The following is a 24,136-nucleotide window of genomic DNA, read 5'->3' on the forward strand; positions in this document are numbered from 1 at the left end:
TAGGGCACCCTGAGCCTGAACGATCACGGGGCCATGAGCCCGTGGACCCGAAGAACCAGAAATGGCCCCGATGCCGACCGCCGCTGCCCCCTCCCCCACGGCGCACCGCCCGTTCGCGGTGAGGCGTCTCGTGCTGACCGGGGCGGCCGTGCTCGCCCTGCTGCTCGCCGTGCTCCTCTCGCTGGCCGTCGGTGCGCGCGCCATCGCCCCGTCCGCGGTGATCGACGCGCTGCTGCACGGCGGTGAGAGCGACGCGGCGCAGGTCGTACGGGAGCTGCGGGTGCCGCGGACGATGATCGGTCTGATGGTGGGCGCGGCCCTCGCGCTCGCCGGGACCGCGCTGCAGGGCATCACGCGCAATCCGATCGCCGACCCGGGGATTCTCGGGATCAGCCAGGGCGCCTCGGTCGCGGTGGTGCTCGCCATCGCGTACGCGGGGATCCACACGCTCACCGGCTATGTCTGGTTCGCGTTCGCGGGCGCCGGGCTCGCCTCCGTCGCCGTCTACGCCATCGCGTCGAGCGGGCGCGGGGGTGCGACGCCGGTGAAGCTGGCGCTCGGCGGCGCGGCCATCAACGCGCTGCTCGTGTCGGTGACGATGGCGGTCCTGACGACGAAGGCCTCGGCGCTCGACGAGTTCCGGTTCTGGCAGGTCGGGTCGATCGCGGGGCGCGGCTCCGATGTGGTCGGCCAGGTGTGGCCGTTCCTCCTGGTCGGGGTGGTCCTGGTGTTCTCGGTGGCGCGCGGGCTCGATGCGCTGGCGCTCGGCGAGGACGTCGCGAAGGGGCTCGGGCAGCGGGTGGCGACGGTACGGATCGTGGGCGGGCTCGGGGCGACCGTGCTCACCGGCGTGGGGGTCGCGGCGGCCGGACCGATCGCGTTCATCGGGCTCGCGGTGCCGCACATCGCGCGGGCGGTCGTCGGCTCGGACCACCGCTGGGTGCTGCCGATGGCCGCGCTGATCGGGCCCGTGATGCTGCTGGTCTCGGATGTGATCGGGCGGGTGGTCTTCCCGCCGTCGGAGGTGCCCGCGGGTGTGATGACCGCGCTGATCGGGGTGCCGTTCCTGGTGACGCTGGTGCGGCGGAAGGCGGTGGCGGCGTGAGTGCGGACGTGAAGGACCGGCCGGCGGTGCGGCCCGCGGGGTACGCCGTCGTGCGGACGGGACCGGCGGCGTTCCTGGTGCACCGGCGGGCCGTCGCCGTGGCCTCGGGGCTCGTGCTGCTGCTCGCCGTGTCCTGCGTCGCGTATCTCTGCGTCGGCGAGGCCTTCGTCGCGCCCGGCAACGTCCTGAAGGTGCTGCTCGGCGGGACCTCGCCGGACGAGCTGGTCGTCGAGGAGCTGCGGCTGCCGCGGCTGGTCGTCGCCCTCCTGGTCGGTTCGGCCTTCGGTGTGGCGGGGGCGCTGATCCAGACCGTGGCGCGCAATCCGCTCGCGAGCCCGGATGTCATCGGGATCAGCCAGGGCGCGAGCGCGCTGACCGTCGCCTCGATGACGCTGGGCGTCACCTCGTACAGCGTGCTGCCGTATCTGTCGGTGGCGGGCGGTGTGCTGGCCGCCGCGCTGGTCTATCTCTTCGCGTGGCGCGGCGGGCTGCACGCGACACGGTTCGTGCTGATCGGCATCGGCTTCGCCATCGCGCTGCGGTCGGTCACCACGCTGTTCATGACCAAGGGCGACTATCTCGTCGCGCAGCAGGCGCAGATCTGGATGACGGGGTCGCTCAACGGCCGCGGCTGGCCGGAGGCGTCGGTGCTCGCGCCGATCCTGCTCGTCCTGGTGCCCGCGGTCGCGTGGGCGGCGCGGGCGCAGCGCACGGTCTCGCTCGACGACGACACGGCGACCGCGCTCGGGGTGCGGCTCGGGCGGGTACGCCTCGGTCTTGTCGCGCTCGGTGTGGTGCTGGCCTCCGTGGCGACGGGCGCGGCGGGTCCGGTGGACTTCGTGGCGCTGCTCGCGCCGCAGATCGCCCGGCGGCTGACGCGGACGGCGCAGATCCCGCTGGTGAGCAGCGCCCTGATGGGTGCGGTGATCGTGGTGCTCGCCGATCTCCTCGCGCGCCGGCTGTTCTCGCCGACGGAGCTGCCGGTCGGTGTGCTGACCGCGGCCGTCGGGGCCCCGTATCTCATCTGGCTGATCATCCGCAGCCGTAGCGTCGGAGGAAGCAAGTGACCGCCCCTGTCTCCGTGAGCCGGCTCGGCACCCGGTCCCTGACCCTCGCGTACGACGACCGCACGGTCGTCGAGGAGCTCGACCTCGACGTGCCCGACGGGCAGGTCACGGTGATCGTCGGCCCGAACGCCTGCGGCAAGTCGACGACGCTGCGCGCCCTCGGACGGCTGCTCAGGCCGAAGTCGGGTGCGGTCCTCCTGGACGGCACCGAACTTGCGAAGCTCCCCACGAAGCGCATCGCCCAGCAGATCGGCCTGCTCCCGCAGACGCCGGTGGCCCCCGAGGCGATCACGGTCGCGGACCTTGTCGCGCGCGGCCGTCAGCCGCATCAGAGCTGGTGGCAGCAGTGGTCGGCCGAGGACGAACGCGCCGTGGCGGAGGCGATGCGCCGCACCGACGTCTCCGACCTCGCGGAGCGGTCCGTCGATGAGCTGTCGGGCGGTCAGCGCCAGCGGGTCTGGATCGCGATGGCGCTCGCGCAGGAGACGGATCTGCTGCTGCTCGACGAGCCGACCACGTACCTCGACATCTCCCACCAGGTCGAGGTCCTGGACCTGGTGCGCCAGTTGAACCACGACAAGGGCCGCACGGTCGTGGTCGTCCTCCACGACCTCAACCAGGCCGCCCGCTACGCCGACCACCTGGTGGCGATGAAGTCGGGCCGCGTGGTGGCGTCGGGTCCGCCGTCGGAGGTCGTCACGGCCTCGCTGGTACGTGAGGTGTTCGGCCTGGAGTGCGTGGTGGTGCCGGATCCGGTGACGGGGTCGCCGCTGGTGGTGCCCGGGGCGCCGTGGAAGGCCTGACGGCCGCGCCTACTCCTCCGCTAGCTCCGCCACCCCCGTGACCCGGTGCAACGGATACGTACGGACCTCATCGGCCGTGTGGTCATACCCGGTGACGAACCCACCCTCGACCCGGACGGGCGCGAGCACCCGCTGACTCGCAGCCCCCTCCGCGTTGACGTACCCGATCCACACCGCCTCCCCGGTAAGCACCGCCGCCTGCATCGTGGCCAACGTCTCCGCCGGAGTAGTCCGGGGAAGCCGCCCATCCGGAGCAGCCGGAGCGGCCTTACGCGGAGTGGTCGCGGCAAGGTCACCGGCCCGGATCGCCCGGACCGCCGCATCGAGTAGCGCGCCGTCCGGGGCGGGCGGCCCATCCGGCACCGGCTCGGGAGCCGTACGCGGCGGGGTGCGGTGGGACAAAGCGCGGGTGATGAGCACATCCCCCTCGGCAGACTCCGCCGCGGGTGCGAACCCCATCGACCGCAGCCCGTCGAGCAGCGTCCCCGGATCGGCCTGCGCCGCGAGAACCGTAGGGGCGAGACGGCGCAGGCGCAGGCCCTGGGAGCGCTTGTCGGCCATGATCTCGCCGAGCACCGACTCGTCGTCGCAGCGGACGTACGCGGAGGCCGCGCCGATCCTCAGGTGGCCGTGCTTGCGGGCCACGTCGTCGATCAGATACGAGAGCGGCTGCGGGACGGGCGTACGGCTGTGGGCCGTGAGGAAGGACTGCAGGTCGGAGGCGGACTTGCCCGCGTCGAGCGCGCGGCGGACCGATCCGGCCGTGAAGCGGTAGACCGTCGCGCCGCCCTTCGACTCCACGTCGGCGAGGACGCCGAGCATGTCGGCGAGCGGACGTTCCAGCGGGCCCGGGGCCACGGCGGTGAGGTCGGCCTGGAGCAGGACGTGGTCGAGCGGGTCCGGCAGGAGCGGCGCGAGGGAGGCCTCGACGAGTGCGGGGTCGGCGGCGAGCAGGGCGCGGCCGTGCGTGGACAGCGCGCCGCGTCCGGTCACACCGAGCAACTCGGCCTCGGTGAGCGCCCATTGGGCGAGCCGGGCGCGCAGATCGTCCTGCCCGGCCTGGGCACCGCCGCCGCGCAGGGGCCGCTCCCAGCGCAGCCGTTCCAGGACGGCCGCCGCGGTGGGCGCGCCGCCCTCGGGCACGGCCGCGAGGAGGTGCAGGACGCGGCGGCGGATCTCCGGGGCCGCCGAGCGGTCCAGATGCGGGCCGAGCACGGACAGGACCCGGTCCTTGGAGTCCCGGGAGCCGGCCACGCCCGGCGCCCGCGTGGCCGCGAGCCACGCCGTGGCCAGGACCCGCCAGCGCTCCGCGGACGGCAGCTCCAGCCAGTCGTCGTAGGCGGGCGTCGCCGCGTACCGTTCGTCGGCCTCGCCGTCGGAGGCCACCAGGCCCGCCGCATGGGCGAGTTCGACCCAGAAGGCCGCGACCGGCTCCGGCACGTCCAGCGCGACCGCGGTCCGCTTCAGGTCGCGCACGCTCAGTCCGCCGGCCCGCAGCACGGCGGGACCGCCCTCGTCCCAGTCCTTGAGCAGCTCCTCGACGGTGGCGAGCGCGGTGTACGCCTGCCCGGCCGCCGTCGCGTCCACCACCCGCCCGCTGTGCTCGGACGCGGCGCCGACCGTCGGCGGCAGCGGCTTCGGCTCGCGGTGCGCGCGCCCGCCGCGCAGATGCAGCGCCACCTCGCGCGGCAGTACGACGGTGCCGGGCGCGGTGGGCAGCAGCAGGCCGCGGTCGAGGAGCCAGCGCACATGCGGGGCGGGCTGCGCGGTGACCTGCCCGTACGGCGGCCCCCACGTGAGCCGCCCGAGCACCTCGAGCGCCTCGACGGGCGCCTCGTCGAGCAGGGCGCTCATCCTCGTACGGTCGCGGAACAGGTCGGTCAGGGCGGTGACGGCCGAGACCGCGTCGTGCGTGGGCGTGAGCCCGGCGCCCGCGAGCAGCTGCTGCACGCGGCCCGGTGACATGCCCGCGGTGGACTCGGCGACGGTCGGGCCGAGGCCCGTCGGCGAGGGGTGGCCCGGGCTCGGGGCGAGCAGTTCGCGGGCGGTGCGCACCAGCCGCAGCCGGTCGTCGCCGCCCCAGACGACGGCCTGTTCGCGCAGCGTGGCCAGCGCGGTGGGCAGCGCGCTCTCGATGTCCGGGTCGTGCTCGCCCTCGCCGGTGAGCAGGGCGCTCAGCTCGTCGTACGCCGCCGGGTCGGGCGCGACCGCGAGGGCCTCCGCGGTCTGCAGCGCGAACGTGTCGAGCCGCTCCAGGGCACGCACGACCGAGGCGCGGGTGCCGGCGCGGGTCGCCAGCTGCGTGAGGTCACCCGGCACCGGATTGAGCAGATCGGCACGCGCCCGCAGCAGATCGGCAAGCGACGCGTCGTCCCGCTGCCGCAGCTCTTCCGCCAGGGTCCGCGGGGTACCTGCGGCCGTGCTCTCGGTCCTCATCCGGCCCACGGTAGTACCTAGGGCCTGTACGGCGGCGGCGGGCGCGGTACCGTCGGGGCGCCGGGGTGGCGCAAGAAGGCGTGCCCGGAAGGGACTTGGCGTTCGTCCACGTGGCCGGTTCCGCGAGTGGCGGCACGTGTGCAGGGGGTCTCCGGTGGCCATCGAGAGCGATCAGCTCGTCTTCGACTATCTGAGCCGGGTCGGTGATCTGGCCCAGCAGCGGCAGCTGTCCTCCTCCGTACGGATGCGCCTTGTCACGGAGTTGCGCCGGGAGATCGAGGCGCGGCGGTCGCGGGCGGTGGGCGGCGAGAGCCCCGCGTCGGTGCGGCGGCTGCTGGCCCGTATCGGTACGCCTGAGGAGTTGGTGACGCAGGCGGAGTCCGGGCAGGACCTCGACCTGCCGCCCGAGTCGGACCTGCCGACGCAGCGCAGTGGGGGGCGCCGGTTCGGGCGCGGCGCGGGGTCGGGTGGAGCGGACCGCGCCCCGGGCTCCGGCGCCGGTTCGGACTCGGCCACGGGGCGTCGGAGCGGTCTGCGGCGTACGTTGCCGCGGCCGCGGCGGCCCGAGGAGGTCACGCCCCCGCCGTCCACCGCCGCCTCGCCGCCGCATCTCGCCGGCGAGGACGAGCTCGGGCGCGGCGGGGTCGAGCCTGACTGGTGGCGTGTCGACGCGACGGGCAGCGGGCCGGGGGACGGCGTGCCCGGGTTCGTGGGCGGGATCGAGATCCCCGAGATACTGCGGCCGCCGCAGCAGGAGGAGGACGCGCGCGAGGTTCGTGCCAGGCGGGTCGCCAAGGAGGCGGACGACGAGGACGAGGACGCGTACGAGGAGGAAGCAGAGGAGGAGGAGGACGAGGAGCGTCCGCGCCGCCGTCTCCTGCGCCGGCGCCGCGCCCCCGCCGAACGCTCGCTGAGCTTCACCAACCCGCTGCTCCTGATCGCGGCGGCGCTGCTGGTGGCCGGTGCGGTCATGGGTCACCCCGTACCTCTGATCTGCGGTTGGGGCATCGCCTACGCCTCGCGCCGCCTCACCCGCAACGAGGCGAAGCTCGCGGTGATGTGGGTGCCCGGTCTGGCCGTCGCCTCGGGCCTTGTGTGGCTGTGGGGGCGGGTCGAAGGGCGCTGGGGGCAGCCGATCGGGGACGAGGCGATGGGCGCGGCCGTCCAGGAGACGATTCCGTGGGTCGTACGAGGGGCGGCGGCCGCGTCGGCGTTGTTCCTGGTGTGGCGGTCGCAGCGGGCCTCCGGGGAGTGAAGGCGCACGGGGCGGGCGGGGGCGCCGCAGGGTTTCGCCCCCACCCCGGCCGAACTGCCGCCTAGGCCGCCAGCCCTGAGGGCACGGGTGCCCCGTGCACCACGATCAGCCCCGACACCGCTCGCGTCAGCGCCACGTACAGCCTGCGCAGGCCCGTCCGCTCGTCCGGCTCGCCGTCGACGACCGCCGCGGGCTCGTCGAGGACCACGTAGTCGTACTCCAGGCCCTTGGCCAGGGAGGCCGGGACCAGGGTCAGACGGGTTTCCCGGGTGGTCTCCTCGCCCGGGTCGAGGTAGGTGAGACCCGCCGCGTCGAGGGCCTGGGCCAGCGCGGGGATACGGGCGTCCGCCGCGATCAGGCCGATCGAGCCCTCCCGCTGCAGGGACTCCACGCACGCGGCCACCACGTCCGTGTCGAGCGCGGACGACTCCCGTACGGACAGGGAGCCCGGGGCCTCACGGACCGAGGAGACCTCCGCGAGGCCCGGCGCGATCGACGGCAGGAGGCGCGAGGCGTAGGCGATCACCTCGCGCGGCACGCGGAAGCCCGCGGTGAGCTCCTCGATGATCGCCTCCGGCTTGCCCAGATGCGTGAGCGCCTCGTCCCAACTGCGCGTCGCCCAGGGCGTCGTGCCCTGCGCGAGGTCACCGAGTACGGTCGCCGAGCCGGTGGTGCAGCGGCGGCCGACCGCGCGGTACTGCATCGGCGAGAGGTCCTGCGCCTCGTCGAGGACGACATGGCCGAGCGAGTGCGTACGGGCCACCAGGTCCGAGGCCTCGTCGATCAGGACCGCGTCCGCGGCGGACCACTTGGCCGACTTCACCGAGCGCGCGGGCTTCGCCCACAGCAGCACCTTCTGCTCGTCGGCGTTCAGAAGCCCCTCCGCGTGGGCCGCGAGGAACTCCGGGTCGGACAGCAGCCGCAGCACCAGCTTCGCGGGATCGACCGGCGGCCAGATCGCCTTGACGGCGGCCTTCACGGCCGCGTTGCGCGCGACGGAGTCCTGCACACGGTCGTCGGGCGCCTCACCGGACTGTTCCATCCGGACGAGCACGGCGTGCGCGATCCGCTGCGGCAGCGCCTCGCGCGCGGCCCCGTAGCGGATGTCGCGGGCCAGCAACTCCTCCACGATCTCGGTGAGTTCGTGGGACGGGATGCGCCAGCGGCGTGAGCCGCGTACGACCATCAGCGCCTCGGTCGGCAGCGTGACGTGCGAGCGGACGGCTCGGCGCAGCACCTCGGCCATCCGGGCGTCACCCTTGACCAGGGCGGTCTCCGCGGCGTCCGTGCCGCGCACCTCGACATGCGCGACAAGGTCGTCGACGGTCGCCTGCTGCACCTCCAGCTCGCCGAGCGCGGGAAGGACCTGCTCGATGTAGTGGAGGAAGGACTTGTTCGGGCCGATGACGAGGGTGCCGGTGCGGGCGAGCCGCTCGCGGTGCGCGTAGAGGAGGTACGCGACACGGTGCAGGCCGACGGCCGTCTTGCCGGTGCCGGGACCTCCCTGGACGCAGACGGTCCCGCCGAGGCCGCTGCGGACGATTTCGTCCTGCTCCGGCTGGATCGTCGCCACGATGTCGCGCATCGGGCCGACGCGCGGGCGCTCGATCTCCTGCTGGAGCAGTTTGCTTGTCTGCGTCCCCCCGGCGGAGCCGGAAATTGTCACAGCGGCGGGGTCGGAGAGGTGTTCGTCCTCGTACGCGGTGATCTCGCCGCCCGTGTAACCGAACCGGCGGCGCAGCGCGACGTCCATCGGCTTCTGCTTGGAGGCCTGGTAGAAGGGCTGCGAGACGGGGGCGCGCCAGTCGATGACCATCGGGTCGCCGTCGGCGTCGTGGACGTGCCGGCGGCCGATGTAGAACTGGTCGCCCGCGGCACCCTCCGCGTCCTCGGCGCCGACCGTGTGCAGGTAGCTGAGGCGGCCGAAGAAGAGCGGGGTGTGGGCGAGGTCGGCGAGGGCCTTGATGCGCTCGTCGATCTGGTGCTGCAGGACGGCCGCGTTCACCCAGTTCGCCGTGACGTCGCGGATGTCGAGCCCCTCGGCGTCCTCGCGCATCGCCCGCAGGGCGGCGCGGGACGCGGTGAGGTGGGACCGCTCGCGGGTCAGGGGGTTGTCGTCGTGCACGGGCACAGCAGAGCCTCCACAGGAGTTGGACCTTGTTCCAGGGTGGCCCCCGGTATCAGCCGGGCGGCGGCGCTCCGCGGGTGCGTCGGAGGCGGGAAACCGTGCAGTCTAGATCACGGATCGGTGGCCGGGCCAACCGTTTTTTCCTCGTGGCCTTCCCTTCGGCCTCCCCCTCTGCCCAAAGTCGGAGACCGTCCCCTATGGGGATGAGGGTCGGGTTCAGCCCGCAGGTCGATGTCCGATATGGGGCGCTCGGCCATCCTTGAGTACATGAGCAGCGCAACCTTCACCCAGGCCCCTGTCCGCCCCGGAAAGCCGAGCGGAGCCACCGCGACCGGCGCCACCCGGCACACCCACCACGTCGGCAACGCCCTGCGCGCCGTCAAGGTCTTCGCCGCCGCGGCGATGGACGTGATCATCCTCGGCGAGTACGCACGCGACGCGGGCGTGGTCCGCCGGCGCACATAGCCCGAGCAGCGCAAGTCACCATCCGTATGCGGATGGTGACCCTGCGCTAGGGTCACGCGCGTGATCCGCAGGACTGCCCCCCTCCGCCCACCCGCCGCACTCGCGGTGTCCGCCCTGGCGCTCGCCGTGCTCTGCGTCGTACGGCGCGTTCCGATGGCCGACACGCTCGTGTACCGGGCCGAGGGCGCCGCCGTGATGCACGGCACCGATCTGTACGGCTTCACCGTCACCGAGTGGGCCCTGCCCGCGACCTATCCGCCGTTCGCCGCGATCCTCTTCGTCCCGACGACCTGGCTGCCCCTTCCGGCCCTCAAACTCGCGTTCATGGCGGGCAACGCCCTGCTCCTCGCGCTCCTGATCCACCACTCGGCCCGCTTCGCCCGCCTCCCGCTCCCCCGCCCCTTTCTGTACGTGACCGTGGCGGTGGGTCTCTGGCTCGAACCCGTCTTCCAGACGCTCCTGTTCGGCCAGATCAACCTGGTCCTGATCTGCATGATCCTGTGGGACCTGAACCGGCCGGATTCCGCACTCGGCAAGGGCTTCGCGCTGGGGGTCGCCGCCGGTGTGAAGCTGACACCCGCCGTCTTCATCGTGCACCTGCTCCTGACGCGCCAACTGCGCGCCGCGGCCACGGCCTCGGCCTCCTTCGCGGGCACGGTCCTGCTGGGCGCGCTGGTCCTGCCGTCCGCGAGCCTCGACTTCTGGACCCGTCACCTCTTCGCGACCGGCCGCGTCGGCAAGGCCTGGATCGTCGACAACCAATCGCTGCAGGGCCTGATCGCCCGCGTCCTCGGCGATCCGGCGCCCGGCGTGCTGTGGCTGGTCCCGGCGGCCCTGACAGCGGCGTACGGACTGTGGCTCGCGGCCCGCGTCCACCGGCGCTCCCCCGCGTGGGCCCTCCTGACCACCGCGTTCACGGCCCTGCTCGTCTCCCCCATCAGCTGGTCCCACCACTGGGTGTGGTGCGTACCGCTGCTCGCGCTCCTGCTCGCGGAGGGCCGCACGCGGATCGCGCTCGCGGTGGTGGCGGTGTTCACGGCCCGCAGCTTCTGGATCCTGCCGCACCAGGGCGACCTGGACCTGCATCTGCCGTGGTGGCAGCAGCCGTTGGCCTCCCCGTACGCGCTGCTCGCGGTGGCGCTCCTGGTGTGCGTGGCGCTGCGGTTCGGACGCCGTGAGTACCCGTCCTCACGGCTGATCGAGCAACGGGCCGGATCCTGCTCGACGGCAACCCCTGACCGATCGGGCGCCCAGTGAACCCGTAGACGCTGGGACATCTTTCCGAGTCCTTAGGATATTCAGACGCTCAACGGATCTTCCTAGAGTTACGGACATCGAAGGCGCACCGCCCACTCGGTGGGGCCCAATCCGTAGCCGTCTCAAGGGAGTTCACCATGCGCGCAGTCCTGCAGCAGTCGTTCGGCGGACCCGAGGTCCTCCAGGTCACCGAGACCGACAAGCCCGCCCCGCTCGGCGGCGAGGTCCTGGTCCGGGTGCACGCGGCCGGGGTGAATCCCGTGGACGTGGCGGTGCGGGCCGGTGCGCTCCCGCTGCTCGGCGAGCCGCCGTTCGGGGTCGGCTGGGACATCTCCGGGGTGGTCGAGGAGGCCGGGCCCGGGGCCCGGTTCAAGCCGGGGGACGAGGTGTTCGGGATGCCGTTCTTCCCGCGGGCGGCGACCGCGTACGCCGACTACGTCGCCGTACCGTCGCGCCAAGTCGCCCGTAAGCCCGCATCGTTGAGCCACGCCGAGGCCGCCGCCGTACCGCTGGCGGCGCTCACCGCCTGGCACGGTCTCGTCGACGCGGCCGGGATACGCGAGGGGCAGCGGGTGCTCGTGCACCGCGCCGCCGGCGGGGTCGGGCACTTCGCGGTGCAGATCGCCAAGGCGCGCGGCGCGCACGTGACGGCCCTGACGAGCGAGGCGAACCACGCCTTCGTACGGGAGTTGGGCGCCGACGAGGTCATCGACTACCGGAGCACCGACTACACCGAGGCCGTACGCGACCTCGACGTGGTCTTCGACTCCAGCTCGCAGGGCGAGCGTTCGCTGGAGGTCCTGAAGCCCGGCGGCACGCTCATCAGCATCATGGAGCACTGGAACACGGAGCTCGCCGCCCGGGTCGAGGCCGCGGGCCGGCGCTTCGCCGGGGTGTCCGTCGAGCCCGACTACGCCTCGCTCGAAGCGATCGCCGCCCTGATCGACGAGGGCCGCGTCCGCCCGCATGTCGCGCAGACGCTGCCGCTCGACGAGGCCGCGAAGGCGCATGAGCTGGTGGGTTCCGGGCGCACCCGCGGCAAGGTCGTCCTGCGGGTCGCCGCGTAAGGTGCGGGCACGGCGCAACGGGCGGACGGCGGAAGGGGCCGGCGGTGGACATCCTCAGTGAGGCGCTGGCCTCGATGCGCACCGGCCGGCCCGTCTCCGTACGCACCACGGGCCATGCCCCCTGGGCGGTCGGTCTGCCGCCGGTCTCCGGCTCCGGGTTCCATGTGGTGCTGTCGGGCTCGTCCTGGCTGACTCCTCTGGAGAGTCCGGCGGAGGGGGAGGCGGCGCGGCCCGTGCGGCTGCTCGAAGGCGATGTGGTGTTCCTGCGGGACGGCTGCGGCGCCGTACTCGGCGACCGTCCGGACACGGCACCGCAGGAGCCGCGGGAGGCCGAGTTCGCCCCGGGGGCGCCCATCGGCACGGTGGTCGTCGGCGAGGAGGGCGGCGAGCGCGCGGATCTGCTCTGCGGCTACTACCACCTCGACCAGGCCCGCCCGCACCCGCTGGTGAGCCGCCTGCCGCGCATCGTCCACCTGCCGGCCGCCGGCACCCGCTCGCCCGAACTGGCCGCCGCGATCGGCCTGTTGAGATCCGAGCTGGACCGGCCGCGGATGGGCTCGGCCGGCATCGTGCCCGCGCTGATCGACTCGCTGCTCCTGTACGTCCTGCGCGCCTGGTACGAGGAGCAGCCGACGGAGCGTGCGCGGGGCTGGGCCGCGGCCCTCTCCGACCAGGCCGTCGCGCCCGCGCTCACCGCGCTGCACGGCGATCCGGCCCGGTCCTGGACCGTCCAGGAACTGGCCGCGCGGGCGGGCCTGTCGCGCGCGGCCTTCGCGCGCCGCTTCACCGACCTCGTGGGCGAGCCGCCGATGGCGTATCTGACCCGCTGGCGGATGACCACGGCGGCGCGGCTGCTGCGCGAGTCCGAGGAGACGCTCGCGGCCGTGGCGGCGCGGACCGGATACGGCTCGGAGTACGCGTTCGCCAAGGCCTTCAAGCGCGAGTACGGGCAGGCGCCCGGCGGCTACCGGCGTGAACTGCGGGCAGCCGCCTGAGCGTTGCCTTGTGCGGGGTTTCCGGCACTCGCCCTAGGCGTCCTTGAGCAGATCGTCCGCGTCCACGATCCGGTACGCGTACCCCTGCTCCGCCAGGAACCGCTGCCGGTGGGCCGCGAAGTCCTGGTCGATGGTGTCGCGGGCGACGACCGAGTAGAAGTGGGCCTGGTGGCCGTCCGACTTGGGGCGCAGGACGCGGCCCAGGCGCTGGGCCTCCTCCTGGCGGGAGCCGAACGTGCCGGAGACCTGGATCGCGACCGTGGCCTCGGGCAGGTCGATGGAGAAGTTCGCGACCTTCGAGACGACGAGCACGCTGATCTCGCCCTCACGGAACGCGTTGAAGAGCTTCTCGCGCTGGGCGTTGCTGGTCTCGCCCTTGATGACGGGCGCGTTCAGGTGCTCGCCCAGTTCGTCGAGCTGGTCGATGTACTGGCCGATGACGAGGATCTGCTGGCCGGCGAACTTCTTGACGATCGCCTCCGTCACCTTGCGCTTGGTGGCGGTCGTCGCGCAGAAGCGGTACTTCTCCTCGGTCTCCGCCGTCGCGTACGCGAGCCGCTCGGAGTCGGTGAGGTTGACGCGGACCTCCACACAGTCGGCGGGCGCGATGTAGCCCTGCGCCTCGATCTCCTTCCAGGGCGCGTCGAAGCGCTTGGGGCCGATGAGCGAGAACACGTCGGACTCGCGGCCGTCCTCGCGTACGAGCGTGGCCGTGAGACCGAGGCGGCGGCGCGCCTGCAGATCGGCGGTGAACTTGAAGACGGGCGCGGGCAGCAGGTGCACCTCGTCGTAGAGGATCAGGCCCCAGTCGCGGGAGTCGAAGAGCTCCAGGTGCGGATAAACGCCCTTCCGCCGCGTCGTCAGGACCTGGTACGTGGCGATGGTGACGGGGCGGATCTCCTTCTTCGTCCCGCTGTACTCGCCGATCTCGTCCTCGGTCAGGCTCGTGCGCTTGACCAGCTCGTGCTTCCACTGGCGGGCCGAGACGGTGTTGGTGACGAGGATCAGCGTGGTCGCCTTCGCCTCGGCCATCGCGCCCGCGCCGACCAGCGTCTTGCCCGCGCCGCAGGGCAGGACGACGACGCCGGAGCCGCCGTGCCAGAAGTTCTCGACGGCCTGCTTCTGGTACGGACGCAGCGCCCAGCCCGACTCGTCGAGCTCGATGGCGTGCGCCTCGCCGTCCACGTACCCGGCGAGGTCCTCGGCGGGCCAGCCGAGCTTGAGCAGGGTCTGCTTGATCTGGCCGCGCTCGGAGGGGTGCACGGCGACGGTGTCCGCGTCGATCCGGGCGCCCACGAGCGGGGTGATCCGCTTGGAGCGCAGGATCTCCTCCAGGACCGGCCGGTCCGTCGTGGTCAGGACGAGGCCGTGGGCCGGGTGCTTGGAGAGCGTGAGGCGCCCGTAGCGGTCCATCGTCTCGGCGATGTCGACGAGGAGGGCGTGCGGGACGGGGTAGCGGCTGTACGCGACGAGCGCGTCGACGACCTGCTCGGCGTCATGCCCCGCGGCCCGCGCGTTCCACAGGCCGAGCGGGGTCACGCGATAGGTGTGGATGTGCTCCGGTGCGCGCTCCAGTTCGGCGAACGGAGCGATGGCACGACGGCAGGCGTCGGCCTGCTCGTGGTCGACCTCGAGGAGCAAGGTCTTGTCGGACTGGACGATGAGCGGGCCGTTCACACGCACACCCCTTCTGCTGGCCAAACCTCCAGTGTGCCATTTCCCGGCCCTGCGGCGGGGCGGGGAGCGAAGCCCGCCGCAGGCACCTCGCCCACCGCCGGACGTCAGGCGTCGACCACCGCCCGGACGTCAGGCGTCGACCGCCGCCCGCCACTCGGCCACCGCGTCCGCCGAGACCGGCTCGTTCCAGCCGCCCGGCCGCGAGGCCGAGCCGATGTGGAAGGCGTCGAGGCCGGCGGCCTTCAGGTGCGGCACGTGGTGGAGGGCGAGGCCGCCGCCGACCAGGATCTGCGGCTCGTAGCCCGGTTCGCCCGAGGCGGCGCGGCCCGCCTCCGCCACCAGGGTCGCCATGCCCTCGTCGACGCCGCCCGCCGCACCCGCCGTGAGGTAGGTGTCGAGGCCGGGCAGCTCCGCGAGCTGCTTGCGCAGGGCGTCGCGGTCGGCCGCGCGGTCGATGGCGCGGTGGAAGGTCCAGCGCGCGCCGTCGAGGGCCGCGACCAGCGCCTCGACGGCCGGCAGGTCCGGCGCGCCCGTCTCGTCGAGGAAGCCGAGCACGAACTCCTCGGCGCCCGCCTCGCGCAGCTCGCGCGCCGAGCGCACGAGGGCCTGCACGTCTCCGGCCGCGAAGCCGTCCGCGGCCCGCAGCATCACCCGCAGGGAGATGTCCACCGAGGAGCGGATCGACTTGAACGTGGCCACGCTCGGAGTGAGCCCGTCGGCCGCCATGTCGGTGACCATTTCGAGCCGGTCCGCGCCGCCCGTCTGTGCGGCGACCGCGTCCTCGGGCCCGAGGGCGATCACCTCAAGGACTGCACGCTTCGTCATGGGCCCACTCCTCACGGATCACCGTTGATCGCGACAATCTGCACTCTGCTGGTCTAGTCCAATATCAGAGTACGCGGTGATCGGGCCGCTGGGGAGTCGATCAGTGACCGTGCCCCTCTTCTTCCTCGGCCCCGGGCGCCTCGGAGGTCTCCGGCGCCGCGGACACGGTCCCGTCCGTGAACACCGTGAAGGCGGCCGTACGGACCTTGCCCTCGTGCTGGAAGTCCAGGAAGAGGCGGTACGCGCCCTTGCCGGTGGTCTCCGCGGTGAAGGAGATGTCCGGTCCGGCCGGGCCGTCGTTCGGGTGGACGTGCAGATACTCCAGGTCCCCGGCCTTCAGCGCGACCAAGTGGCCGTACGCGCCGAGATAGGGCTGCAGGTTCTTCACCGGGCGGCCGTCCTTGCTCACGCTCAGGACCAGCTCGCTCGCCTTGCCGGGCTTCAGCTTCCCGTTGAGCCGCACCTCGTAGCCGTCGACCTTCGCGACGGGCGAGGCCTTCGGCAGCTCCTTCGGCTTGTACGGGCCGGCCACCGCGACCTCGGCCGCCTGCACATCGCCCTCGGCGGCCCCCTTCGCCTTGAAGTCGGCGAAGATCCGGTAGCTGCCGGCCTCCGGCAGCTTCACGGGCGTGGACCAGGTGCCGTCCGCGTCCCGCTCGGGGTGCAGATGCCGGTACACGGTCAGATCGCGCGAGGCGACGATCAGATGCAGCTCCTTGCCGTGCTCGCGCGTATAGGACTTGAGCGGCCTGCCCTGCTCGTCCTCGATCGCGAACCGCAGCTCACCGGCCCGGTCGGCGGTCAGCCGCGGGGTCTTGAGCCCGAGGGTGTACGCGGTCTTCGCCGCCTTCTCCTTGCCGGCACCCGCTTCCTCCCCTCCACCGTCGTGACCGCCTTCGTCGTGCGCGGCCGCGCCGCTCTCCTTCTTGTCGATCACCGGGTCGAACCCGGTCCCGACCGCGTACGCGGTGCCGAAGGTCGCGCCGAGCGCGGCGACGAAGGCGGTGATCCGGAGTGCTGTCTTCATGGCGTGCTCCCTGTGCGGCCTGGGTCCGATACCTGCGACCATACCCCTAGGGGGTATAAAGTCAAGCGAGAGGAGCCGCTTGCATTCGATAGGGGTGGGGGGTATACATGAACTCGCACTCAGCAATACCCCCCTGGGGTACCTGCCGAACGGACGCGAGGAGACCGCAGCCATGACCACCGAGATCGATACCGGGGCCGTACAGGCGCAGGCACAGGTCGAGCTGGAAATCGGCGGGATGACCTGCGCGTCCTGCGCGGCCCGTATCGAGAAGAAGCTCAACCGGATGGACGGGGTCGAGGCCACGGTCAATTACGCGACCGAGAAGGCCAAGGTCCACTTCCGTGACGACATCTCCGTCGGGGACCTCATCGCCACGGTCGAGGCCACCGGCTACACCGCCCAGGAGCCCGAGCCGCCGCGCACCGCGGACACGGCGGGCGACGAGGCGGGCAAGGCGCCCGCGTCCGACGAGCTGCGCACACTGCGCGAGCGTCTGACGACCGCGGTCGTGCTCTCCGTTCCCGTGATCGCGATGGCGATGATCCCGGCGCTGCAGTTCGAGTACTGGCAGTGGCTGTCCCTGACGCTGGCCGCGCCCGTGGTCACGTACGCCGCCTGGCCCTTCCACAAGGCCGCGTGGACCAACGCCCGCCACGGCGCGGCGACGATGGACACCCTGATCTCGGTCGGTACGTCGGCGGCGTTCCTGTGGTCGCTGTGGGCGCTGTTCTTCGGGACGGCCGGCACCCCCGGCATGACGCACCCCTTCGAGCTGACCATCGCGCGCACCGACGGCGCCGGGAACATCTATCTGGAGGCCGCCGCGGGCGTCACGGCCTTCATCCTGGCCGGCCGCTACTTCGAGGCGCGCTCCAAGCGCAAGGCGGGCGCCGCGCTCAAGGCGCTGCTCGAACTCGGCGCGAAGGACGTCACGGTCCTGCGCGACGGCACCACCGAAGTCCGGATCCCCACCTCCGAGCTGAAGACCGGTGACCGCTTCCTCGTGCGGCCCGGCGAGAAGATCGCCACCGACGGCACCGTGGTCGAGGGCTCCTCGGCCGTGGACGCCTCGATGCTGACCGGCGAGTCCGTGCCCGTCGAGGTCGGCGTGGGCGACGCGGTCACCGGTGCGACCCTCAACGCGGGCGGCCGGCTGGTCGTCGAGGCCACCCGGATCGGCGCCGACACCCAGCTCGCCCGGATGGCGCGCCTGGTGGAGGACGCGCAGAACGGCAAGGCGGCCGCGCAGCGCCTCGCGGACCGCATCTCCGCGGTCTTCGTCCCGGTCGTGATCGCGCTCGCCTTCGCCACCCTCGCGTTCTGGCTGGGCAACGGGGCCGGCTGGAGCGCCGCCTTCACCGCGGCCGTCGCGGTCCTGATCATCGCCTGCCCCTGCGCCCTGGGTCTCGCGACGCCGACCGCGCTGATGGTCGGTACGGGGCGGGGCGCGCAGCTCGGCATCCTGATCAAGGGCCCCGAGGTCCTGGAGACGACCCGCAAGGTCGACACGATCGTGCTCGACAAGACCGGCACGGTCACCACGGGCCGGATGACGCTCCTCGCCACGCAGACGGCCGACGGAGTCTCCGCGGACGAGCTGCTGCGCCTGGCCGGTGCGCTGGAGAACGCCTCCGAGCACCCGATCGCCCAGGCGGTCGCCGCGGGCGCCCCGCAGCCCCTGCCCGTCCCCGAGGACTTCGCGAACGTTCCCGGGCTCGGTGTCCAGGGCATCGTCGAGGGCCACGCGGTCCTGGTGGGCCGTACCCAGCTGCTCGCCGAGTGGGAGATCCACCTGCCGGTGGAGCTGGAGCGGGCCCTGTCGGCCGCTGAGGCCGCGGGCCGTACGGCCATCGCGGTCGCGTGGGACGGCGAGGCACGCGGTGTCCTCGAAGTCGCGGACGCGGTCAAGGACACCAGCGCCGAGGCGATCAGCAGGCTGCGCGCACTGGGTCTGACGCCGATCCTGCTGACCGGTGACAACAAGGCGGTGGCCGAGGCCGTGGCCGCCGAGGTGGGCATCGCACCCGAGCACGTCATCGCCGAGGTCCTCCCCCAGGACAAGGTCGACGTGGTCAAGAAGCTCCAGGCGGAGGGCCGTTCGGTCGCGATGGTCGGCGACGGCGTCAACGACGCGGCCGCCCTGGCCCAGGCCGACCTCGGCCTCGCGATGGGCACGGGCACGGACGCGGCGATCGAGGCGGGCGACCTCACGCTGGTCCGCGGCGACCTGCGCGCGGCGGCCGACGCGATCCGCCTGGCCCGCCGCACGCTCGGCACGATCCGCGTGAACCTGTTCTGGGCCTTCGCCTACAACGTGGCCGCGCTGCCGCTGGCGGCCTCCGGGCTGCTCAACCCGATGCTCGCGGGAGCGGCGATGGCGTTCTCGTCGGTGTTCGTGGTGGCGAACTCGCTGCGGCTGCGGGGGTTCAAGGCGGCTTCGTGACGGAGGTCCCGTGCACCCCGTGCCGGGAGGGCAGGCTCAGCCGCCCTCCCGGCACGGTCCGTTGTGCGGGCGGGCCATTACGCTCACCCCATGTCCCGCCCCATGACCGAGCGACTCGACGCGCTGCGCACCCGCTTCTCGGACACCCTGCACGCGGTGCGCGGTACCGCGGGGACGGAGCCGGGGCATCCGGCGCCGGATCCGGCCCCGTACGCGGAGAACCTGCTGAAGCGCTGGGCCGAACCGCAGCGGCGCTATCACACGGTCGCGCACCTCACCGCGGTCCTCGACCACATCGACGTACTGGCCTCGCACGCGGACGATCCGGACCTCGTGCGGCTGGGTGCGTGGTTCCACGACGCCGTGTACCTGCCCGACCGTTCGGAGAACGAGGAGCGGTCGGCGCGGCTGGCCGAACGGGCGCTGGCGGAGGCCGGGTTGAGCGCGTCCGCCGTCGCCGAGGTGGCGCGTCTCGTCCGGCTGACCGTCACGCACGATCCCGCCCCCGACGACCGCAACGGGCAGGTCCTGTGCGACGCTGACCTGGCGATCCTGGCGTCGGACCCCGCCGCCTACGCCGCGTACACGGCGGCGGTACGTGACGAGTACGGCTTCGTGCCCGACGACGCCTTCCGTACGGGCCGCGCCCGGATCCTCGCCCAACTCCTCGCGCTCCCACGGCTGTTCCACACGCCGTACGCGGCCACCGAGTGGGAGGCCCGGGCCCGCGCCAACCTGGAGAAAGAGCTCGCGCAACTCACCCGGGGCCTCGCATAATCGCGCGGTGACAGATGCGATGAACGACTCCGGCCACGGCTCCCTCGACGCCCCCTTCGCCCTCCGCACCCCCGACCTGCGCCTCGTCGCGCTCGCCCCCGCGGCGGCGCTCGACCTGTCCTCGGGCGGCACGGGCGGCTTCACCTGGATCGAGGGCGGGCCCGAGGAGGGCACGCGGATCGGTGCCGGCCTGATGGCGAAGGCGGCGGCAGAAGGTGCGTACGTCCCGGGCTGGGGCACCTACATCCTGGTCAGGGAGTCGGACGGCCTCGCGGTCGGCGCGATGGGCTTCCACGGCGCCCCCGCCGAGGGCCGCGCGGAGATCGGCTACGACGTCGTCACCACGGCCCGCCGCAACGGCTACGCCACCCAGGCCCTCCGCGCCCTCACCACCTGGGCCCTCTCGACCCCGCAGGCCGACACGATCACGGCCCGCACGGACCCCACGAACGAGCCGTCCCAACGGGCCCTGGAGCGGGTCGGGTTCAGGCGGGTGGCTTCGGAGGATCCGGCTTGGCTGGCGTACGAACTCAGCCCGTTCGGCACACCCAGCCCCTGCGGCGCTTGAGCAGATCCGAACGAAGTCCGGATGCCGGGGCCCGGGGGCCTCACCCCACAGCCCGCCCCTTCGGCCGCCGGAGCCCGGAGGCAACCAACAACCGCACAACCTCCCGCGAGGAGACCTCCACGGCCCCCGCACCCACCGCATCCGCATACCGCCCGGCCGGCAGGTCATAGTGATCCCGCTCGAACGCCCGCGCAGGACACCCGATCGAAGCCGCGAACGCATGCAACTCCTCATACGAGGAATCGCTGATGAGATGCGACCACATCCGCCCGTGCCCGGGCCACGTCGGCGGATCGATGTAGACCGTCACCGGGCCACCCCACCGAGCGCCCCGACCCGCGCCACCACCACCGCGGCCTTCGCGCACACCCAGTGCGGGTCGGCCCCCAGCTCGGGCTCGACCTCCAGGGCGTGCGGGTCGCCCGAGCCGCACACGGGGCACAGAGGCCACCGCCCGTAGCGTTCGAGGAGCGCGTCCTGGACGTCCTGCGCCACGAGCCCGGACAGGAACTCCGCGCCGTCCGGCCACTGCTCCACCCACCACCGCCGGTGCGCCACCGCGTCCTCGACCAGCGAGACGACATCGGCCTCGGCCACATCACCGGCCACGAGGTCGGCGAGCACGAGGGCGCGTGCCGTGTGGAGGGCCTGTTCCAGGCGAGGTCTGTGTTCCGCGGCGTCCATAACGCCATTGTGCGCCCCACCCGCCGTACTGCGGCAGGCGTGATCGCCACCGCACGCGCGGGGAGCAGCGGACGTGCCGGACCCGCCTCCTCACAGCGCGGCCCGGTCCCCTCACAGCGCGGCCCGGTCCCCTCACAGCGCGGCCCGGTCCCCTTACAGCGCGGCCCGGTCCACCGCCGGCTCGGACGACCCGGCCACGTGCCCGGCCACCCGCACCGACGCCGCACCACGGCTGCGCTGCACCCGCAGCGCCGCGTACGCGACCCCGAGCGCCGTCACCGTCATCGCCGCCCCGGCCCACGCGGGCGAGCGGTAGCCGAAGTCCGCGTCGATCACCGCGCCGCCGAGCCAGGGCCCGCCGGTGTTGCCGAGGTTGAACGCCGCGGTCGTGGTGGCCCCGGCGAGCGTGGGCGCGGCGCCGGCCACGTTGAACATCCGGGCGTTGAGCGCCGGAGCCGTGTAGAACGCCGAGAAGCCGAGCAGGAACGCGAGGCCGACGACGGCCACCGCGCTGCTCGCGAAGAGCGCGAACGCGCACAGGAAGAGCGTGGAGGCGGCGATGCCGCTGAACATCACGCCGAAGAGGTGCGCGTCCGCGATCCGTCCGCCGACGGTCGTACCGATGAGCGCACCCACACCGAAGAGCCCGAGCACCCACGGCACCCAGCCCGAGTCGAGCCCGGCCACGTCGGTGAGCAGCGGCGCGAGGTAGCTGAACGCGCAGAAGACGCCGCCCGCGGCGAGCGCGATCAGCGCGATCTGCAGCCAGACGGCGCGGTCCTTGTAGATCGCCAGTTCGCGGCGCAGCTCCGGCTTGCGCTCGGGCAGGGGGATGCGCGGAATGAGCGTGACGACGCCGACGAGCGCGACCGCGGAGGAGAGGGCCACGGCCCAGAACGCGGAGCGCCAGCCGAGGTGCTCGCCGAGGAAGGCGCCCGCGGGCACGCCGAGCACGTTGGCCACGGAGAGTCCGCCGATCATCACGGCCATCGCACGGGCCCGCTGCCCGAGTTCCACCGTCGCGATGGCGACCGCCGCGCCGACCGCCCAGAAGCCCGCACAGGCGAGGGCGCTGATCACGCGCGAGGCGAAGAGGATCTCGTACGTCGGGGCGAGCGCGCCCGCGATCTGCCCGAGGCCGAAGACCGAGATCAGGGTGATGAGGGTGGTGCGGCGGGGCAGCCGCAGTGTGGCCACCGCGAGCAGTGGCGCGCCCACGACCATGCCGATGGCGAAGGCCGAGATGAGCAGTCCGGCCTGCGGGATGGTGACGTCCATGTCGCGGGCGATCTCCGGGAGCAGTCCGGAGAGCATGAACTCGCTGGTGCCGAGTGCGAAGACAGCTGTGCCGAGCGTGTAGACGGCTATGGGCATACGGGAGCTGCTGGCGGGTGCGGGCATGTCAGGTGCGAACAAGCAGGTGGCGGCTTTCATTCCGTATGCCCCCCGTGATGAACGCGGGACCAAGGGCCTCTTGACGATGTAAGAACGCGGAAAATATCTTTCAAGGGTGAGCAATGACTTGAAGGAAAGTTTCACGGGCGGCGCCCCGGGCGGCACCGGCCTCAGCACCGGCACGCTGCCGAGCACCCCGCCGGCGCCTGCCGCACTCGCGGCCAAGGTGCGCACGCTCGCACCCTCCATGACCCGCTCGATGCAGCGCGTCGCCGAAGCCGTCGCCGGTGACCCGGCCGGCTGTGCCGCGCTCACCGTCACCGGCCTCGCCGAACGCACCGGCACCAGCGAAGCCACCGTCGTACGCACCGCGCGCCTGCTCGGCTACCCCGGCTACCGCGATCTGCGCCTGGCGCTCGCGGGCCTCGCCGCCCAGCAGCAGTCGGGCCGCGCCCCGGCCGTCACCGCCGACATCGCGGTCGACGACCCGCTGCCCGACGTGGTCGCCAAGCTCGCCTACGACGAGCAGCAGACGCTCGCCGACACCGCCGCCGGGCTCGACATGGCCCAGCTCGGCGCCGCCGTCTCCGCCCTCGCGGCCGCCCGCCGCGTCGAGGTCTACGGGGTCGCCGCCTCCGGGCTCGTCGCCCAGGACCTCGCGCAGAAGCTGCTCCGCATAGGCCACATCGCGCACGCCCACTCGGACCCGCACCTGGCCGTCACCAACGCGGTGACCCTGCGCTCCGGCGACGTGGCCATCGCGATCACCCACTCCGGCTCCACCGGCGACATCATCGAGCCGCTGCGCGTCGCCTTCGAGCACGGCGCCACGACCATCGCGATCACCGGCCGCCCGGACAGCCCGGTCACGCAGTACGCGGACCACATTCTGACCACCTCCACCGCGCGCGAGAGCGAGCTGCGCCCCGCCGCGATGTCCTCCCGTACGTCCCAACTGCTCGTCGTGGACTGCCTGTTCGTCGGCGTCGCGCAGCGGACCTACGAGACCGCGGCGCCCGCGCTCGCCGCGTCCTACGAGGCGCTCGCCCACCGGCACAGTCCACGGACGACCCGCTGAAGCCACCCGCAATTCCTGCCGCCACCCCTTTCACCCGCACATGGAAGAGCACTCCGTCATGACCTCGACCACGCCCGAAACCACCGGCACCTCGATCGCCCGGGACGACGCCGGTGCCGACAGCACCTACGGTGAGCTCCGCGCCGAGCTCGCGACGCTGACGACCGAGGCGTTCCGGCCCGAACTCGCCGAGATCGACCGGCTCTCCACCCAGGAGATCGCGGCCACGATGAACGGCGAGGACGCCACCGTCCCGGCCGCCGTCGCCGCGCGCCTGCCGCAGATCGCCGCCGCGATCGACGGCACGGCCGAGCGGATGGCACGCGGCGGACGGCTGATCTACGCGGGCGCGGGCACCGCGGGCCGGCTCGGTGTGCTCGACGCCTCCGAGTGCCCGCCCACCTTCAACACCGACCCGTCCGAGGTCATCGGCCTGATCGCCGGCGGCCCGTCCGCGATGGTCACCGCCGTCGAAGGCGCGGAGGACTCCAAGGAGCTGGCCCGCGAGGACCTCGACGCCCTGCGGCTGACCGCCGGCGACACGGTGGTCGGCATCTCGGCCTCGGGCCGCACCCCGTACGCCATCGGCGCGGTCGAGCACGCCCGTACGGTCGGCGCGCTGACCATCGGCCTGTCCTGCAACGCGGACTCGGCCCTCGCGGCCGCCGCCGAGCACGGCATCGAGGTCGTCGTCGGCCCCGAACTTCTCACCGGCTCCACCCGTCTGAAGGCGGGCACGGCCCAGAAGCTCGTCCTGAACATGCTCTCCACCATCACGATGATCCGGCTCGGCAAGACGTACGGGAATCTGATGGTGGACGTCCGCGCCTCCAACGAGAAGCTGCGGGCCCGCTCACGGCGCATCGTCGCCCTCGCCACCGACGCCTCCGACGAGGCGATCGAGGCGGCCCTGACCGGGGCGGACGGGGAGGTGAAGACCGCCATCCTGATGATCCTCGCGGACCTCGACGCCACCACCGCGAACCGTCTCCTCGGCGACTCGCAGGGCCACCTGCGCGCCGCCCTCCAGTCCGCCTCGGGCTGACGCACCCCCGTACCCCCCTCGTAGCAAGGCACCACC

Annotated in this window: 21 protein-coding genes; 13 read left to right on the forward strand and 8 right to left on the reverse strand. The window is 72.8% G+C overall.

What is annotated here, in order from left to right; translation table 11 throughout:
• Positions 1-61: 61 nt before the first annotated feature.
• The 3 genes from ACIBI4_RS14915 to ACIBI4_RS14925 are packed head-to-tail and all read left to right on the forward strand — an operon-like array spanning position 62 to position 2,975.
• Positions 62-1,105 carry a FecCD family ABC transporter permease gene (locus ACIBI4_RS14915; protein ID WP_399204229.1) on the forward strand — a complete coding sequence of 348 codons (1,044 nt, stop codon included), beginning with the start codon at positions 62-64 and terminating at the stop codon, positions 1,103-1,105.
• Positions 1,102-2,172 carry a FecCD family ABC transporter permease gene (locus tag ACIBI4_RS14920; RefSeq protein ID WP_399204230.1) on the forward strand — a complete coding sequence of 357 codons (1,071 nt, stop codon included), beginning with the start codon at positions 1,102-1,104 and terminating at the stop codon, positions 2,170-2,172. Before ACIBI4_RS14915 ends, ACIBI4_RS14920 begins: the two co-directional genes overlap by 4 nt.
• A 14-nt stretch (positions 2,173-2,186) precedes the next feature.
• Positions 2,187-2,975 carry an ABC transporter ATP-binding protein gene (locus ACIBI4_RS14925; RefSeq protein WP_399204321.1) on the forward strand — a complete coding sequence of 263 codons (789 nt, stop codon included), beginning with the start codon at positions 2,187-2,189 and terminating at the stop codon, positions 2,973-2,975.
• A 9-nt stretch (positions 2,976-2,984) separates the two neighbouring features.
• On the opposite strand, the gene ACIBI4_RS14930 is transcribed toward ACIBI4_RS14925, so the two are convergent.
• Positions 2,985-5,411 carry a helicase-associated domain-containing protein gene (locus ACIBI4_RS14930; RefSeq protein ID WP_399204231.1) on the reverse strand — a complete coding sequence of 809 codons (2,427 nt, stop codon included), beginning with the start codon at positions 5,409-5,411 and terminating at the stop codon, positions 2,985-2,987.
• Between the two features lie 154 nt (positions 5,412-5,565).
• Here ACIBI4_RS14930 and ACIBI4_RS14935 point away from each other — a divergent pair, with 154 nt between their 5' ends.
• Positions 5,566-6,666 (forward strand): hypothetical protein, encoded by a 1,101-nt coding sequence (locus tag ACIBI4_RS14935; protein ID WP_399204232.1) that lies wholly within the window; start codon positions 5,566-5,568, stop codon positions 6,664-6,666.
• Between the two features lie 61 nt (positions 6,667-6,727).
• Here ACIBI4_RS14935 and ACIBI4_RS14940 read toward each other — a convergent pair whose 3' ends face one another.
• A complete protein-coding gene (locus ACIBI4_RS14940; RefSeq protein ID WP_399204233.1) occupies positions 6,728-8,797 on the reverse strand; it encodes a HelD family protein in 2,070 nt (689 codons plus the stop codon).
• 264 nt (positions 8,798-9,061) lie between these two features.
• Here ACIBI4_RS14940 and ACIBI4_RS14945 point away from each other — a divergent pair, with 264 nt between their 5' ends.
• The 4 genes from ACIBI4_RS14945 (at position 9,062) to ACIBI4_RS14960 (ending at position 12,578) form a co-directional block, all read left to right on the forward strand.
• Entirely contained in the window at positions 9,062-9,259 is a 198-nt protein-coding gene (locus ACIBI4_RS14945; protein ID WP_399204234.1) for a hypothetical protein, read from the forward strand.
• 60 nt (positions 9,260-9,319) lie between these two features.
• Positions 9,320-10,516: a glycosyltransferase 87 family protein gene (locus ACIBI4_RS14950; protein ID WP_399204235.1), complete on the forward strand. Its 1,197-nt coding sequence runs from the start codon at positions 9,320-9,322 to the stop codon at positions 10,514-10,516.
• A gap of 137 nt (positions 10,517-10,653) precedes the next feature.
• Entirely contained in the window at positions 10,654-11,583 is a 930-nt protein-coding gene (locus ACIBI4_RS14955; protein WP_399204236.1) for an NADP-dependent oxidoreductase, read from the forward strand.
• Positions 11,584-11,627: 44 nt separating this feature from the next.
• Positions 11,628-12,578 carry an AraC family transcriptional regulator gene (locus tag ACIBI4_RS14960; protein WP_399204237.1) on the forward strand — a complete coding sequence of 317 codons (951 nt, stop codon included), beginning with the start codon at positions 11,628-11,630 and terminating at the stop codon, positions 12,576-12,578.
• A gap of 33 nt (positions 12,579-12,611) precedes the next feature.
• Here ACIBI4_RS14960 and ACIBI4_RS14965 read toward each other — a convergent pair whose 3' ends face one another.
• The 3 genes from ACIBI4_RS14965 to ACIBI4_RS14975 form a co-directional block, all read right to left on the reverse strand.
• Positions 12,612-14,255: a DNA repair helicase XPB gene (locus ACIBI4_RS14965; protein ID WP_399204238.1), complete on the reverse strand. Its 1,644-nt coding sequence runs from the start codon at positions 14,253-14,255 to the stop codon at positions 12,612-12,614.
• Positions 14,256-14,384: 129 nt separating this feature from the next.
• Positions 14,385-15,080: a copper homeostasis protein CutC gene (locus ACIBI4_RS14970; protein ID WP_399204239.1), complete on the reverse strand. Its 696-nt coding sequence runs from the start codon at positions 15,078-15,080 to the stop codon at positions 14,385-14,387.
• Between the two features lie 100 nt (positions 15,081-15,180).
• Positions 15,181-16,107: a hypothetical protein gene (locus tag ACIBI4_RS14975; protein ID WP_399204240.1), complete on the reverse strand. Its 927-nt coding sequence runs from the start codon at positions 16,105-16,107 to the stop codon at positions 15,181-15,183.
• A 172-nt stretch (positions 16,108-16,279) separates the two neighbouring features.
• Here ACIBI4_RS14975 and ACIBI4_RS14980 point away from each other — a divergent pair, with 172 nt between their 5' ends.
• The 3 genes from ACIBI4_RS14980 to ACIBI4_RS14990 all read left to right on the forward strand — a co-directional run bounded on the left by ACIBI4_RS14980 (position 16,280) and on the right by ACIBI4_RS14990 (position 19,898).
• The gene (locus ACIBI4_RS14980) at positions 16,280-18,553 is read left to right on the forward strand and encodes a heavy metal translocating P-type ATPase (protein ID WP_399204241.1); all 2,274 of its coding nucleotides are present in this window, start codon (positions 16,280-16,282) and stop codon (positions 18,551-18,553) included.
• Between the two features lie 90 nt (positions 18,554-18,643).
• Entirely contained in the window at positions 18,644-19,330 is a 687-nt protein-coding gene (locus tag ACIBI4_RS14985) for a hypothetical protein (RefSeq protein ID WP_399204242.1), read from the forward strand.
• A 7-nt stretch (positions 19,331-19,337) separates the two neighbouring features.
• The gene (locus ACIBI4_RS14990; protein ID WP_399204243.1) at positions 19,338-19,898 is read left to right on the forward strand and encodes a GNAT family N-acetyltransferase; all 561 of its coding nucleotides are present in this window, start codon (positions 19,338-19,340) and stop codon (positions 19,896-19,898) included.
• A gap of 40 nt (positions 19,899-19,938) precedes the next feature.
• Here the strand turns inward: ACIBI4_RS14990 and ACIBI4_RS14995 are convergent, their stop codons facing one another.
• From ACIBI4_RS14995 to ACIBI4_RS15005, 3 genes are all read right to left on the reverse strand, one after another.
• Positions 19,939-20,208: a DUF4031 domain-containing protein gene (locus tag ACIBI4_RS14995; protein WP_399204244.1), complete on the reverse strand. Its 270-nt coding sequence runs from the start codon at positions 20,206-20,208 to the stop codon at positions 19,939-19,941.
• Positions 20,205-20,582, reverse strand: coding sequence for a hypothetical protein (locus ACIBI4_RS15000; RefSeq protein WP_399204245.1), 378 nt, complete (start codon positions 20,580-20,582; stop codon positions 20,205-20,207). Before ACIBI4_RS15000 ends, ACIBI4_RS14995 begins: the two co-directional genes overlap by 4 nt.
• Before the next feature lie 153 nt (positions 20,583-20,735).
• Positions 20,736-21,956 carry a Cmx/CmrA family chloramphenicol efflux MFS transporter gene (locus ACIBI4_RS15005; protein ID WP_399204322.1) on the reverse strand — a complete coding sequence of 407 codons (1,221 nt, stop codon included), beginning with the start codon at positions 21,954-21,956 and terminating at the stop codon, positions 20,736-20,738.
• Between the two features lie 136 nt (positions 21,957-22,092).
• Here ACIBI4_RS15005 and ACIBI4_RS15010 point away from each other — a divergent pair, with 136 nt between their 5' ends.
• Positions 22,093-23,055 (forward strand): MurR/RpiR family transcriptional regulator, encoded by a 963-nt coding sequence (locus tag ACIBI4_RS15010; RefSeq protein WP_399204246.1) that lies wholly within the window; start codon positions 22,093-22,095, stop codon positions 23,053-23,055.
• A 58-nt stretch (positions 23,056-23,113) separates the two neighbouring features.
• The gene (gene murQ, locus ACIBI4_RS15015; protein WP_399204247.1) at positions 23,114-24,100 is read left to right on the forward strand and encodes an N-acetylmuramic acid 6-phosphate etherase; all 987 of its coding nucleotides are present in this window, start codon (positions 23,114-23,116) and stop codon (positions 24,098-24,100) included.
• Positions 24,101-24,136 lie beyond the last annotated feature (36 nt).

The sequence above is a fragment of the Streptomyces sp. NPDC050418 genome (assembly GCF_044458745.1).
In the GTDB taxonomy this organism is placed as follows: Bacteria; Actinomycetota; Actinomycetes; order Streptomycetales; family Streptomycetaceae; genus Streptomyces.

What these genes read in the sequence shown, in the direction of transcription:
- ACIBI4_RS14915 (WP_399204229.1), top strand. Translation starts at nt 62, where the DNA reads ATGGCCCCGATGCCGACCGCCGCTGCCCCCTCCCCCACGGCGCACCGC.
- ACIBI4_RS14930 (WP_399204231.1), bottom strand. Translation starts at nt 5,411, where the DNA reads ATGAGGACCGAGAGCACGGCCGCAGGTACCCCGCGGACCCTGGCGGAA.
- ACIBI4_RS14945 (WP_399204234.1), top strand. Translation starts at nt 9,062, where the DNA reads ATGAGCAGCGCAACCTTCACCCAGGCCCCTGTCCGCCCCGGAAAGCCG.
- ACIBI4_RS14955 (WP_399204236.1), top strand. Translation starts at nt 10,654, where the DNA reads ATGCGCGCAGTCCTGCAGCAGTCGTTCGGCGGACCCGAGGTCCTCCAG.
- ACIBI4_RS14970 (WP_399204239.1), bottom strand. Translation starts at nt 15,080, where the DNA reads ATGACGAAGCGTGCAGTCCTTGAGGTGATCGCCCTCGGGCCCGAGGAC.
- ACIBI4_RS14975 (WP_399204240.1), bottom strand. Translation starts at nt 16,107, where the DNA reads ATGAAGACAGCACTCCGGATCACCGCCTTCGTCGCCGCGCTCGGCGCG.
- ACIBI4_RS14980 (WP_399204241.1), top strand. Translation starts at nt 16,280, where the DNA reads ATGACCACCGAGATCGATACCGGGGCCGTACAGGCGCAGGCACAGGTC.
- ACIBI4_RS14985 (WP_399204242.1), top strand. Translation starts at nt 18,644, where the DNA reads ATGTCCCGCCCCATGACCGAGCGACTCGACGCGCTGCGCACCCGCTTC.
- ACIBI4_RS15000 (WP_399204245.1), bottom strand. Translation starts at nt 20,582, where the DNA reads ATGGACGCCGCGGAACACAGACCTCGCCTGGAACAGGCCCTCCACACG.
- ACIBI4_RS15005 (WP_399204322.1), bottom strand. Translation starts at nt 21,956, where the DNA reads ATGCCCATAGCCGTCTACACGCTCGGCACAGCTGTCTTCGCACTCGGC.
- murQ (WP_399204247.1), top strand. Translation starts at nt 23,114, where the DNA reads ATGACCTCGACCACGCCCGAAACCACCGGCACCTCGATCGCCCGGGAC.